Annotated in this window: 10 protein-coding genes; 9 read left to right on the top strand and 1 reads right to left on the bottom strand. The window is 44.7% G+C overall.

The annotated features are described in order from the left end of the window. Positions 1-7 precede the first annotated feature (7 nt). From AAAH86_RS02765 to AAAH86_RS02755, 3 genes are all read left to right on the top strand, one after another. Positions 8-1,207: a glutamate-5-semialdehyde dehydrogenase gene (locus AAAH86_RS02765; protein ID WP_343485972.1), complete on the top strand. Its 1,200-nt coding sequence runs from the start codon at positions 8-10 to the stop codon at positions 1,205-1,207. Between the two features lie 143 nt (positions 1,208-1,350). Then, positions 1,351-3,000 (top strand): SulP family inorganic anion transporter, encoded by a 1,650-nt coding sequence (locus tag AAAH86_RS02760; protein WP_343485971.1) that lies wholly within the window; start codon positions 1,351-1,353, stop codon positions 2,998-3,000. Then, positions 3,000-3,704 (top strand): class I SAM-dependent methyltransferase, encoded by a 705-nt coding sequence (locus tag AAAH86_RS02755; RefSeq protein WP_343485970.1) that lies wholly within the window; start codon positions 3,000-3,002, stop codon positions 3,702-3,704. The genes AAAH86_RS02760 and AAAH86_RS02755 overlap by 1 nt, the downstream gene beginning before the upstream one ends. Before the next feature lie 78 nt (positions 3,705-3,782). On the opposite strand, the gene AAAH86_RS02750 is transcribed toward AAAH86_RS02755, so the two are convergent. Then, on the bottom strand, positions 3,783-4,559 hold the full coding sequence (locus AAAH86_RS02750; protein ID WP_343485969.1) for a hypothetical protein: 777 nt from the start codon (positions 4,557-4,559) through the stop codon (positions 3,783-3,785). A 190-nt stretch (positions 4,560-4,749) separates the two neighbouring features. On the opposite strand from AAAH86_RS02750, the gene purL reads away from it, so the two are divergent. From purL to AAAH86_RS02720, 6 genes are all read left to right on the top strand, one after another. Then, entirely contained in the window at positions 4,750-8,493 is a 3,744-nt protein-coding gene (gene purL / locus AAAH86_RS02745; protein ID WP_343485968.1) for a phosphoribosylformylglycinamidine synthase, read from the top strand. Between the two features lie 36 nt (positions 8,494-8,529). Then, complete coding sequence (locus tag AAAH86_RS02740) at positions 8,530-8,985, top strand: GNAT family N-acetyltransferase (protein WP_343485967.1); 456 nt, start codon at positions 8,530-8,532, stop codon at positions 8,983-8,985. Between the two features lie 138 nt (positions 8,986-9,123). Then, positions 9,124-10,893 (top strand): long-chain fatty acid--CoA ligase, encoded by a 1,770-nt coding sequence (locus AAAH86_RS02735; RefSeq protein WP_343485966.1) that lies wholly within the window; start codon positions 9,124-9,126, stop codon positions 10,891-10,893. A 413-nt stretch (positions 10,894-11,306) separates the two neighbouring features. After that, positions 11,307-11,756: a MarR family transcriptional regulator gene (locus tag AAAH86_RS02730; RefSeq protein WP_343485965.1), complete on the top strand. Its 450-nt coding sequence runs from the start codon at positions 11,307-11,309 to the stop codon at positions 11,754-11,756. 9 nt (positions 11,757-11,765) lie between these two features. Then, positions 11,766-14,171: a 3-hydroxyacyl-CoA dehydrogenase/enoyl-CoA hydratase family protein gene (locus tag AAAH86_RS02725; RefSeq protein ID WP_343485964.1), complete on the top strand. Its 2,406-nt coding sequence runs from the start codon at positions 11,766-11,768 to the stop codon at positions 14,169-14,171. 42 nt (positions 14,172-14,213) lie between these two features. Then, positions 14,214-14,567: a four helix bundle protein gene (locus tag AAAH86_RS02720; RefSeq protein ID WP_343485963.1), complete on the top strand. Its 354-nt coding sequence runs from the start codon at positions 14,214-14,216 to the stop codon at positions 14,565-14,567. Positions 14,568-14,615 lie beyond the last annotated feature (48 nt).

Raw genomic sequence — 14,615 nt, 5'->3', positions numbered from 1 at the left:
AAGAAGAATGCAACTATTGAATACAGATAAGAAAAACAAAGTGCTTGCAGATATGGAGCTGCTGTTGGACAAAAACCGTACGGCCCTTTTGGAAGCCAACAAGAAGGATTTGGATGCCTTTGACCGAGACGATCAAGCCCTTTATGACCGTTTGGTGGTCGACCATGACAAAATAGACCAAATGATACAGGCCGTTAAGGAAGTACGTCTAAAGGAAGACCCCGTCAATCAAGAAATTTCAAAACGAAATCTTGATAACGGATTGGAAATTATCAACAAAACAGCCCCTTTTGGCACCATCATGATCATTTACGAGTCCCGGCCCGATGTAACGGTCGAAGCTGCCGTGCTTGCCTTTAAGGCCAATAATAAAATTTTGTTGAAGGGTGGCAAAGAGGCCTACCACGGCAACAAGGCACTGGTAAATTTCTGGCATCAATGCCTTAAAGCAAATGGACTTAGCAAGGATTACATCCAATTTTTGGAGATGAACCGTGAACAGACACAGGCCTTTTTGAAAAATCCCAATCAACCGTTGGACCTTATCGTACCCCGTGGTGGTGAGCGGCTCATCAATTTTGTGAAAGAACATGCCAAATGTGCGGTTCTTGTGAGTGGTCGCGGCAACAATTTTCTATATGTGCACCAAGAAGCCGATTGGGAAAAGAGCCTAGAGGTCATCCTCAATGCCAAGACCCATAAAATATCGGCCTGCAATGCGCTCGACAAGGTTCTTGTTGATGCGCGAATTGAAAATTATGATGACAAATTACAGCAGTTAAAACAGTTGTTGTTGGGCAACGGTGTTTCGGTTTTGGTGGATGAAAGGGTGAAAAAAGTACTCACTGGGCAAGACCAAATTGAGGAAGATACCGTGTGGGAAGAAGAATTTTTGGCGATGAAGTGTGTGATTGGCGCCGTTGAAAGCCTGGGAGAAGCTGTTGAGAAAATCAATATGCACTCAGGCGGGCATTCGGCAACCATTATGACCGAAAACGACGAAGTGGCCAAGATTTTTATGGAACAGGTGGATTGCGCTGCTGTATACCAAAATGCTTCCACGCGTTTTACCGATGGCGGACAAATGGGCGTGGGAGCAGAACTGGCCATCAGTACCGACAAATTGCACCACCGAGGACCCTTGGGACTCAAGCAATTAGTCACCAATAAATACTATGTATTTGGTGATGGTCAAATACGGGTTTGATACCCCAAAATAATTGAAAGGAAAAGGGCAGAAAGTTTATGCTGCCCTTTTTTATTTTTCGCGTCACTATTTTGATGCGTCCTTTTTGTTTCTTTAGCATAAGATGCATTATTTTATAGAACTCATTTAAAACAGTTGACAGGATGAACAAATTCTACGATTTCAAAAATTTCAAAGGCGATTTGACCGGTGGTTTGGTAGCCGGTGTTGTTGCGCTGCCACTAGCTCTTGCATTCGGCGTACAATCGGGTATGGGCGCAGCTGCGGGACTGTATGGCGCCATCGGTATCGGTATCTTTGCGGCCCTTTTCGGGGGCACCCAGACCCAAGCAAGCGGACCAACCGGACCCATGACCGTGGTTTCAGCCGCACTCGTTGCTGCCGCAATAGAGGCAATGGGTAGTCTTGAAAATGCCATGGGCATCATTCTGGTGACTTTTTTGGTGGGAGGTCTTATTCAAATAATTTTCGGCCTATTGAATATTGCAGGCTATGTCAAATATTTTCCCTACCCCGTCGTATCGGGCTTTATGAGTGGTGTGGGCCTCATCATCATCATCCTGCAAATTTTTCCTTTTGCGGGCCTGTCATCACCAAAATCCACCGTTGCGGTCTTACAAGATTTACCGCGCCTTTTTGAGGAAGCCAATCTCTACGCTATGGCACTTGGTGCCCTGACTGTGGCTATCTACTTTTTGTTTCCCAAAATTACAAAGGCCGTGCCCAGTGCCTTGGTCGCTTTGGTGGTTACTTCTGTTGTGGCCTATTTCTTAAAATGGGATGTGCCTGTCATAGGAGATATTCCCTCGGGTCTTCCGGCACTCGAGATTGGCACCATGCTCTCCATCGATGCCAGTGCGATTGGTCTCATCTTGGAATATGGTCTCGTGCTGGCCGTATTGGGCAGTATCGATTCACTTTTGACTTCGGTCATTGCAGATAACATGACCAAAACAAAACATAACAGCAATCGCGAACTCATCGGTCAGGGCATTGGCAATATGGTTGCTGCCTTCATTGGCGGAATTCCCGGTGCGGGTGCCACAAAAGGTACGGTCGTGAACATCAATGCCGGCGGTAGAACCAGACTTTCAGGTACGCTCCACGGTCTTTTTCTGTTGGCCGTTCTATTGGGGCTGGGTACGCTTGCCGCACACATTCCATTGGCGGTACTTGCAGGAATCTTAATTCCCATAGGTTTTAAAATCATTGATTTCAGGGGATTGAAACATCTACGTTCCGTACCCAAGGCCGACACCTTTGTACTCATCATCGTATTGCTAGTCACTACCTTTGGAAGTCTCATTTATGCCGTTGGCTTGGGCATGGCACTGTCCTCCCTTTTGTTTATGAAAAAGGCCAGTGATTTGGGTGAAAAGGGGATGAACTTGGGTTCGGTATCAGAAATGGAAGTTGATAAGCCATGGCAAGACGAATTGGAGTTTTATGAAGCCTACAAAGACAAGGTCGTCATCAAGCACCTCTACGGACCTTTTTTCTTCGGATTTACCAGTACCTTCAAAGACAGCATCAAAAGTCTTTCTCCAGAAGTGGAAGCACTCATCATTCGGATGGGGAAAGTACCCATCATCGACCAATCGGCACTCTATGCACTGGAAGATGCCATTCATGACCTGCGTACCCGCAATGTCGAAGTGCTTTTGGTCGGGGTACAGCCAGGGCCGTTGGACCGATTGCGCTCTATAGATGCGATACCCGACCTCGTGCCCGAAGAAGATATTTTTGAAGAGATTGAAGATGCCTTTGCCTACTTAAAAACCAAGTTGGGATAATGAACAGCCGTAGTCTTCTTTTAGTGTTTTTGATGCTTTTTGTGAGTGGGCCGATGCTATCGCAAAAAGACGTTTACACCTATAAAGAAGGTGATTACAACGGTATCGGAAAATGGTACATGGGCCGTGAAATTGCCCATGTCATGGGTTATCAGGGTATGTCATGGTTAGAACGCGATAGCCGTGAGGCAGAAGAAAACACCACGTTGCTACTGAAAAACATGAACATTCAACCCGACGATGCGATTGCCGATATCGGGGCGGGTTCGGGTTACCACGTCTTTAAAATGGCCAATAGGGCAACCGAGGGCACCATCTATGCTGTCGATATTCAAGACGAAATGTTGGAAGCGCTAAAAAGGCGAAAAAAAACCTATGGTGCGAACAATGTAGAAATTATAAAGGGAGGTGAAAAAACCATTAATCTACCTAAAAATGCTTTGGATAAGGTATTGATTGTGGATGTGTACCATGAGATGAGCCATCCTGTTGAGATATTGGCTTCCATACAAAAAGCATTAAAAAAGGATGGAGAACTCTTCTTGATTGAGTATAGGGGCGAAGACCCGTCGGTGCCCATCAAAAAATTGCACAAGATGACCGAAGCACAAGCTGTCAAAGAACTCGAAGCGAACGGCTTTCAACTCAAAGAAAATATGGATAACCTGCCTTGGCAGCACTGCATGGTGTTTGTGCAAGATTGAACTCTAAACAAAATAAGGCCGCGAAAAGACCATAAAAAAGCCCGGAAACACCGGGCTTTACTATTGGTTCAAAATTTTCTAGTTCTCAAAAGTGGTGTTTGACAATTCGGTATTAATGCCGTTATTATAATCGTTTGTCAATTCTAGCAAGGCATTCAAGAAGGGTATATCACAGTTGAAACCAAAAGATGCATTGCGTTGCAATTGATTTCTGAATTCATAATGACCGTCTTGATACTTCTGCAATATCTCGTCGTTGTCACCAAAATAGTTCTTGATGTTCACTGACCTGATGTTCTTTGGGTTCTTTGACTTATCCTTTTGTATCAAAACCTGAAAATTACTCTTCATAAAATCAGTATGTTCAGGGCCACCCACCAATTTCGAATCCATAACAGGCCCATCAATAATACCATTGTCTGTGCGGTAAAATTTCTTAAAAACAGTGATATCGCCATCTGCAGCCACTTCAAGTAAAAACCGTTTTGGCAACATGCCAATTTTGGTGGTCGAGGCAAGGTTCACATATTTGACCTGACGGAATTTGCGCCCATTTTCCAGTGCAAAAGCCTTAATTTCCTTGACCTTAAACTTTTCAATGGCCTTCTTTTTTATTCTTTTCCCCTTTTTGTACTTGGCATACGCCTTTTTATCGATTACCCGTAAACTTTGCTGAAAAAGATGCGGTTTGCAATCATTGATAAAAATGTAACCTTCTCTAACCTTTCCTTTTTTTAGAGTGTAAGTGCCTTTGTAATAATCAGCACATCGGGTAGTTTCTTTTTCTTGGGCATTACTATTGATAATCATACCAATTGCCATTAGAAGAGTGAGGAGTTTGATTCTAAAATTCATAATCTGGGGTTTGGGGTGTAGGATAATAACTTAAAAAATTGTCTTTTAGTATGTTAGCGTATTTTCGTAACCCCCCTCTAGAAAGGAGGGAAACCTTTCTTTTTAACATCACTGGTTAACAACTCCCCTTTCCCCTACTCAAAAATCCGTGACAAACTCGTAAATTTGCTTTTTCTCAAAAAAAGCTACGATGATTCACTTTTTTGGCGATGCAGCAACCATAGTCTATGCCCTGCAGACCCAACACGACCTGACCCCAGAAGACACAAAAAAACTGGTTTGGCTTTTTGGAGGTCAACCGAAAATCAACGCGGCGTCTCTTGACGCCTTTTTTGTTGGTCCCCGTGCCGCCATGGTCACCCCTTGGAGCACCAACGCCACCGAGATTACCCAGAACATGGGCATTATAGGCATCATTAGAATTGAGGAGTATCATGCTGTCGGAGAGGATTATGCCGGTTACGACCCGATGCTCTCCCAAAAATATAAGGGCCTTGACCAAGATATTTTCACCATCAGGGTTAGTCCAGAACCGATTCAAGAAATAGATGACATCGCGGCCTACAACCAAAAAGAAGGGTTGGCCTTGAACGATGATGAAGTTGTCTATTTAGAGGAACTTTCCCAAAATCTGGGTCGAAAATTGACCGACTCTGAAGTGTTTGGGTTTAGCCAAGTGAACTCTGAGCACTGCCGCCATAAAATCTTTAACGGCACCTTTGTCGTCAACGGTAAGGAAATGCCCACCTCGCTCTTCAAGCTTATCAAAAAAACGTCAGAGGCGAATCCGAATGGTATTGTTTCGGCCTACAAAGACAATGTGGCCTTTGTGAAAGGGCCAAAAGTAGTTCAGTTTGCGCCGCAAAAAGCCGACCAACCAACGTTTTACGAAGAACAGGAATTTGAGTCCATTTTATCGCTTAAAGCCGAAACGCACAACTTCCCTACGACAGTGGAGCCCTTCAACGGTGCGGCCACAGGCTCGGGCGGGGAAATCCGTGACCGACTGGCGGGCGGCAAGGGCAGTCTACCATTGGCAGGTACGGCGGTGTACATGACTTCCTACTCCCGATTGGAAGAAAACCGCGAGTGGGAAAAGGCTTTCCCTGAGCGGGAATGGCTCTACCAAACCCCGATGGACATTCTTATCAAAGCTTCCAATGGAGCTTCTGACTTTGGCAACAAATTTGGCCAACCTTTGATTGCGGGGTCAGTACTCACATTTGAACACCTTGCGAACAAAGTGAAGCAAACTCCTGCGGGTGGATTCGGTGATGAAAATCAAGGGATTGCTTCGAAGCAAGCTTCTCGCAATTATGGCTACGACAAGGTCATCATGCTGGCTGGGGGAATCGGTTACGGCAAAAGGGATTATGCCCTAAAAGACACTCCAGAAACAGGCGATAAAATTGTGTTGCTCGGGGGCGACAATTATCGTATCGGTATGGGTGGTGCAGCCGTCAGTAGTGCCGATACGGGTGAGTTTGAGGCGGCCATTGAATTGAATGCCGTACAACGCAGCAATCCCGAAATGCAGAAACGGGCTGCGAACACCATCCGTGGACTTGTGGAAAGCGAGGAGAATCCGATTGTCTCCATCCACGACCATGGTGCGGGCGGGCATTTAAACTGTTTTTCTGAACTCGTCGAGGAGACAGGGGGTAAAATCCATCTCGACAAACTCCCCATCGGCGACCCAACCCTTTCCGCGAAAGAACTTATTGGCAACGAAAGCCAAGAACGTATGGGCTTGGTGATGGATGATGAACACATGGGACTGTTGCAGCGTATTTCAGAACGCGAGCGTTCGCCCATGTACGAGGTTGGCGAGGTCACTGGCGACCACCGTTTTTGTTTTGAATCAAAGGATGATAATCAAAACCCCATGGATTTGGAACTCGGTGCCCTGTTCGGCAGCAGCCCCAAAACCATCATGGAAGATACCAAGGTTGATGCCCAATTCAAGGATGCCCCATACAGTTTGGAACATTTTCACGATTATTTGGAACAAATGCTGCAGCTAGAGGCCGTGGCCTGTAAAGACTGGTTGACGAACAAGGTCGACCGCTGCGTAGGTGGTCGCGTGGCCAAACAACAATGTGCCGGACCGTTGCAACTGCCCCTGAACAATTGCGCTGTCATGGCATTGGATTTTAAGGGGAAGGAAGGATTGGCGACCAGTATCGGCCACTCCCCCATTTCGGGACTTATCGACCCCGTGGCAGGAAGCCGAAACAGCATTGCCGAGGCCCTGACGAACATTATTTGGGCACCGTTGGAAGAGGGCTTGAAATCCGTTTCCCTCTCAGCGAACTGGATGTGGCCCTGCAATAATGCCGGCGAAGATGCCCGATTGTACGAAGCGGTGGAAGCCTGTTCAGACTTTTCCATTCAACTCGGAATCAACATCCCCACGGGGAAAGATTCCCTGAGCATGAAACAGAAGTACAAAGACCAAGAGGTCATTGCACCCGGTACGGTCATTATCTCGGCCGCAGGCCATTGTTCTGATTTGACAAAAGTGGTCGAACCTGTATTGCAAAAGGATGGTGGCGATATGTACTACCTCAACCTAAGTGCAGATGAATACAAATTGGGCGGTTCTTCGTTCAATCAAACTTTGAATTCCGTTGGGTCCGTAGCGCCTTCGGTAACCGATGCCGCCTATTTTAAAAAAGCCTTCGATGCGCTGCAACAAGAAATCAAGGCGGGCAACATCAAAGCGGGCCATGATATCGGTTCAGGCGGATTGATTACCACTTTGTTGGAATTGTGCTTTGCCGATAGCGACTTAGGGGCCGAACTCGATTTGAGTGCTTTGGGCGAAGCCGATACCATCAAATTGTTGTTTTCAGAGAACATCGGTATTGTTTTTCAAGGGGATGCCCGGGTCGGGGAACGTTTGACCTCGCAGGGCATTAAGGCCATCAAGATTGGAAAACCTACAAGTAAAGGTATTCTGCAACTAAAAAACCAAGGCGTTGAGATGGGCTTAAATATCGCTTCACTTCGGGATACCTGGTATAAAACGTCCTATCTGCTTGATGACAAGCAGACCAGCAATGGCTTGGCAAAAACTCGATATAAGAATTACAAGTCACAACCGCTTCGTTATATTTTTCCCAAAGTTGCTCCCGTAAGCAACTCCTTCCCTTTGGGGGAAGGTCGGGATGGGGCCCCCAAAGCCGCCATCCTCCGTGAAAAGGGCAGTAATTCTGAGCGTGAAATGGCCAATGCGATGTACCTGGCCGGATTTGATGTGAAGGATGTACACATGACCGACCTTATCTCTGGTCGTGAGGATTTAAAGGACATACAGTTTTTGGGTGCCGTAGGCGGATTCTCCAACTCTGATGTTTTGGGTTCTGCCAAAGGTTGGGCCGGGGCCATCAAGTACAACGAAAAAGCCAATAAGTCCATCATGGATTTCTTTGCACGGCCTGATACGCTCTCAGTGGGTATCTGCAACGGTTGCCAATTGTTTATGGAACTGGATTTGATCAATCCCGAACACGGTGGCCAACATGGCAAGATGACCTATAACGACTCGGGCAAACACGAGAGCAATTTCACTTCAGTAAGAATCGAGAAAAACAACTCCGTGATGCTTTCCAATTTGGAAGGAAGCACCTTGGGGGTATGGATCTCACATGGGGAGGGCAAGTTTAGTTTGCCGCTATCCGAAGACAATTATGATATTGTGGCCAAGTACGGCTATACGGAATATCCAGCCAATCCCAATGGGAGCGATTATAACGTCGCCATGCTCTGTGATAAAACGGGTCGTCATCTGGTGACCATGCCGCATATTGAGCGCAGTATCTTCCCGTGGAACTGGGCGCACTATCCAAAGGATAGACAAGATGACAAGGTTTCCCCTTGGTTGCAGGCGTTTATCAGTGCGAGGGAGTGGGTTAAGAAGGTTAATGGTTAATGGTTAATGGTTAATGGTTAATGGTTAATGGAAGAAATGAAAATCAGAAAAGCCAAAAAAAAAGATGTTCCATTTATAGTGGCCATGTTGGCCAATGATCCTTTGGGCCAAAAGCGTGAGGATTTTCAAACACCGCTTCCGCAGCAATACATAGACGCTTTTGAAAACATTGACAATAATCCCAATCAAGAATTAATGGTAATCGAAAGCAATGACCGCCAAGTGATTGGTACGCTACAATTGAGCTTTATCCAATATCTGACCTATCAAGGGGGCATTCGAGCGCAGATTGAGGCAGTCCGGGTTCATGAAGACTTTCGTGGTAAGGGTATTGGCAAACTTCTCTTTGAGTGGGCCATTCAAAGGGCCAAAGAAAAAGGGAGTCATGTCGTGCAACTGACCACCGACAAACAACGGCCCGATGCGCTTCGTTTTTACGAAAATTTAGGGTTCAAGGCATCCCATGAGGGGATGAAATTGCACCTTCATTGAAATTTCAAATCACAAGTACCAAATTCCAAAACCAAATACATGCTACTGACTTCTGTTATTCATCATCCGTCAACCGTCATCCCTTACCCAACATCCAACTAAATTTCCTATTTTGCAGTTACCTATTCGAAACTAACAATGCATACAGTAACTCGACTTTTTGATTTTCCTTATCATCAGCTACAACAATTTCCACTTGAAAAATCTTTGGTCACCAAATACGATGGAAAGTGGACGGCAACATCAACGCAAGAATATATTGATAAAGCCAATGCGTTCAGCCGAGGTTTATTACGATTGGGTGTAAAGCCGAATGATAAAATTGCTCTAATCTCGACCACCAATAGAACAGAATGGTGTATCGCTGATATTGGTATTTTACAGGTAGGGGCGCAAAATGTGCCCATCTACCCAACCATTTCTGAAGAAGATTACGAGTACGTTTTGAACCATTCTGAGGCTAAATATTGCTTTATTTCCTGCGGAGAGGTTTTGGAGAAAGTACTTTCCATCAGTTCCAACTTAAAAAAACTGGAAGACGTCTTCTCTTTTGATGAGCTTGATAATTGTAAAAGTTGGAAGGAAGTCATCGAAAAAGGGAAAGATACTGCAAATCAGGAAGAGGTAGAAGCCCGTAAGGCTGCCGTAAAACCTGAAGATTTGGCCACTTTGATCTATACCTCAGGTACCACTGGTAGGCCTAAGGGAGTCATGCTCTCGCACAATAATATTGTTTCCAATGTACTTTCGGCACAAAAAAGAATGCCTTTAAAGCATGGTGCAAGAGTATTGAGTTTTCTTCCCCTCTGCCATATTTTCGAACGCACTTTTTCATACGTCGCCCAATACCTATGTCTTGAAGTCCATTTTGCCGAAGGTTTGGATAAAATAAGTGACAATGTAAAAGAGGTGAAGCCAGCTTTCATGACAGTCGTACCCAGATTGGTCGAAAAAGTCTATGACGCCATAATAGCAAAGGGTGCAGTGCTGACAGGCATCAAAAAGAAATTGTTTTTCTGGGCGGTCGAACTCGGATTCAAATTTGAACCTTATGGTAAGAATGGCTGGTGGTATGAAAAACAATTGGGCTTGGCACGAAAACTGATTTTCAGCAAATGGAAAGAGGGCCTTGGCGGAAACTTACAATTCATGGCTTCGGGCAGTGCGGCACTACAGCCCAGGTTGGGCCATATTTTTGGCGCTGCGGATATGCCCATTATGGAATGTTATGGATTGACGGAAACCTCTCCCGGAGTTTCTGTCAGTGAAATAGCCAATAAAGGATGGAAAATTGGCAAGGTAGGAAAGATCATGGATGGCGTTGAGGTCAAAATTGCCGATGACGGTGAAATCTTATGCAAGGGCCCCAATGTGATGTTAGGGTATTACAAAGACCCCGAAAAAACAGCTGAAGTCATTAGGAATGATTATTTCCACACTGGGGATATCGGTGAAATCGATTCAGATGGTTTTTTACAAATTACCGACCGTAAAAAAGAGATGTTTAAGACCTCAGGCGGAAAATATGTGGCGCCACAGTTGATTGAAAACAGAATGAAACAGTCTAGATTCATTGAACAGATTATGGTGGTCGGTGAAGGTGAAAAAATGCCCGCTGCCCTTATACAGCCCAATTTTGAATTTTTGGAAAAATGGGTCAAACGGCATAACGTAACCATCCCTGAAAATTCTGATATCACCCAAAATGAAAAAGTCATTGCCCGTATTCAGGAAGAAGTGGATTTGGCCAATGAGGATTTCGCGAAGTGGGAAAAGGTAAAACAATTCCGTTTGACACCAGATATCTGGAGTATTGATGATGGCCACCTCACCCCTACATTGAAACTTCGTAGAAAAATTGTAAAAGAAAAGTATAGCACCCTGTACAATAATATTTATGGGCGTTGATTGCGTGCTGTCATACTGAGCGCAGTCGAAGTAAAAGCTAAGCAATCTATTCTGTTATTGCTATAGGATTTGAAAAGTATACTATTGAACAACTCAAAACGTATCAAAGAATAGTATTCATATTTGCAATTGTTGCGCTTTTTATAATGGGTATCGTGATTGGCATTTCACTATATCAAACCTCTCATGGCAAAGATTCTTGGTTGATTTACCTTGTACCAATTGTACTGGGGCCCCATAACAGTTTTCTCATCACTTTTTGCTTCAAAAATGGGTAGCGAAATCAAGAAAAGGGAAAATAGGAATTGCTTGAAATAGCACTCCCCCACTCTTCTATAATCACGTCTTGATTTCATCAAATTTATTATGCATGCATAATAAATTTTGCTATATTTGGGTTTGAAAATCAACCCATGAAGGAATTGACCATTGACTGGGCGCTGAGGGCCACTTGGCAAGCCGTCATCAAAATGTACAATGAGGAGGCAAAAAATTATGATTTGACCATGGCACTTGGGTTCACCCTTTTGAGCATTGATGCAAAAAAAGGCACCCCAAGTACTGCCCTTGGTCCCCGCATGGGCATGGAAGCTACAAGCTTGTCACGTATTTTGAAAAGTATTGAAGAGCGTGGGTATATTGAGCGTAGACCCAACCCTAAAGACGGCCGTGGCGTGTTGATATATCTAACCGCATTGGGCCTTGAAAAGCGAAAAGAGTCAAAAGAAGTGGTGTTGCGTTTCAACGAAGTGGTAAAACAGCATGTCAATGATTCAGACTTGAAAGGTTTTTTCAATACCGTCGAAACCATCAACAAACTGATTCTCGATAAAAAAATCTATACAAAAACAACAACGAATTAACCCAAACACATGAAAAGGCATATCAATAAAGTTGCCGTCATAGGCTCTGGAATCATGGGCAGTGGCATAGCCTGCCATTTTGCCAATATCGGGGTTGAGGTATTATTATTGGACATCGTTCCCCGTGAACTAACCGAAAAAGAAAAGGCAAAGGGGCTGACCCTAGAAGACAAGGTCGTTCGAAACCGCTTGGTGAATGATTCACTGGCCACGGCACTGAAATCAAAGCCATCTCCAATATACCATCAAAAATTTGCCGACCGTATCACCACAGGTAATTTAGAAGATGATATTTCTAAAGTGAAAAACGTCGATTGGATCATCGAAGTTGTTGTTGAACGGTTGGACATCAAAAAACAGGTTTTTGAGAATTTAGAGAAACACCGTACGCCCGGTACATTGATCACTTCAAATACATCAGGCATTCCCATAAAATTTATGAGTGAGGGAAGAAGTGATGATTTTCAAAAACACTTCTGCGGCACACATTTCTTTAATCCCGCGCGCTATCTAAAGTTGTTTGAAATCATTCCTGGACCCAAGACTTCAGAAGATGTTTTAGAGTTCTTGAACGGTTACGGAGAGAAATTTCTTGGAAAAACTTCAGTGGTCGCCAAAGACACTCCCGCTTTTATCGGAAACCGTATCGGTATTTTCAGCATCATGAGCCTCTTTCATACAGTAAAAGACATGGGCATGACCGTTGAAGAAGTTGATAAATTGACCGGACCCGTAATTGGTCGGCCTAAATCGGCAACCTTTAGAACGGTTGATGTTGTCGGATTGGACACGCTCGTGCATGTCGCCAATGGCATTTATGAAAACTGCCCCGATGATGAGCGCCATGAACTGTTCAAGTTGCCCGATTTCATCGATACCATGATGGAGAATAAGTGGCTCGGAAGCAAAACTGGACATGGTTTTTACAAAAAAGTTAAGGGCGCTAAAGACAAGAGCGAAATCCTGACGTTGGATTTGGATTCGATGGATTATCGCTCGAAAAAGAGCGCCAAGTTCGCCACACTGGAGTTGACCAAAACCATCGACAAAGTTGTTGACCGTTTTGAAGTGCTCGTTGGTGGAAAGGACAAAGCGGGCGAGTTCTATCGAAAGACTCTTGGGCAATTGTTCGCCTACGTTTCGCATCGTATCCCCGAAATCACCGATGAACTTTATAAAATCGATGACGCCATGAAAGCGGGATTCGGTTGGGAGCATGGGCCCTTTCAGATTTGGGATGCCGTTGGATTGGAAAAAGGCTTGGAGTTCATTAAGGCTGAAAGGCAAAAGGCAGCCCCATGGGTGGGCGAAATGCAAGCTGCGGGAATCGATTCCTTCTACACCGTAAAAGATGGGGCCACTTATTTCTACGACATTCCCAAAAAAGAAATGGTCAAAGTGCCCGGTCAGGATGCCTTTATCATTTTAGACAACATCCGAAAATCCAACGAGGTGTTCAAAAACTCAGGGGTTGTTGTTGAAGATTTGGGCGATGGTATACTCAATGTTGAGTTCCAATCGAAGATGAACACCATTGGCGGTGATGTTCTGGCAGGCTTGAACAAGGCCATCGACATGGCAGAAAAAGATTTTCAAGGATTGGTCGTTGGCAACCAAGCCGCCAACTTCTCCGTAGGTGCCAATATCGGTATGATCTTTATGATGGCCGTGGAACAGGAATATGACGAGTTGAACATGGCGGTCAAAATGTTTCAAGATACCATGATGCGCATGCGGTACTCATCCATCCCGACAATTTCCGCTCCGCACGGCATGTGCTTGGGTGGTGGCTGTGAATTGTCGCTGCACGCTGATAAAGTTGTGGCTGCTGCCGAAACCTACATTGGTTTGGTCGAGTTTGGGGTTGGCGTGATTCCGGGCGGCGGCGGTTCCAAAGAATTTGCACTTAGAGCATCTGACTCCTTCCGCAAAGGGGATGTTGAACTAAATGTACTGCAAGAGTACTTCTTGACCATCGGCATGGCAAAAGTGTCCACATCAGCTTATGAAGCCTATGACTTGGGCATCCTCCAAAAAGGAAAAGATGTTGTGGTGGTCAACAAAGACAGACAGATAGCGACAGCGAAGGCCCATGCAAAATTGATGGCTGAATCTGGGTATACAAAACCACCTAAGCGTAAAGATGTCAAAGTATTGGGCAAACAAGCTCTGGGCATGTTCTTGGTGGGAACGGATTCAATGGAGGCCAGCAATTACATCAGCGAACACGATAAAAAGATTGCGAACAAGCTCGCCTATGTGATGGCAGGCGGTGATTTATCGGAACCCAATTATGTCTCAGAACAGTATCTATTGGATTTGGAACGCGAGGCATTCTTATCGCTCTGTACCGAAAGAAAAACATTGGAGCGCATTCAGCACATGCTCAAGACAGGGAAACCATTGCGAAACTGAGTTTCGCAGAGATGTGAGACATGAGATTTAAGATATTAGATTATGCATAATTTACAAGAGCTTATCATTTGGCAAAAAGCCATGGATGTCACGGAAGATGTCTACAGACTTTCCGCCAACTTCCCAAAAGAAGAAAAATATGGTCTCACGAGTCAAATGAGAAGAAGTACCGTTTCAGTTCCTTCAAATATCGCCGAGGGAGCAGGGAGAAATACAGATGGAGAGTTTAAAAATTTTCTGGGTATCGCAAGTGGCTCCTTCAATGAATTATTGACACAACTCTTCCTCTCACATAGATTAGAACTGGTGAAAGAAAATCAAGTCAATCCAATTATTGACCGCCTTATAGAAGTCCAAAAAATTAATTATTCATTAATCAAAAAGTTTTCAAAGTGAGAAGACATTCATCTAATGTCTCACGTCTAAAATCTAATATCTAGAACA

Source organism: Allomuricauda sp. d1 (genome assembly GCF_039592695.1).
In the GTDB taxonomy this organism is placed as follows: Bacteria; Bacteroidota; Bacteroidia; order Flavobacteriales; family Flavobacteriaceae; genus Flagellimonas_A.
This window is presented reverse-complemented; position numbering and strand designations above follow the sequence as displayed.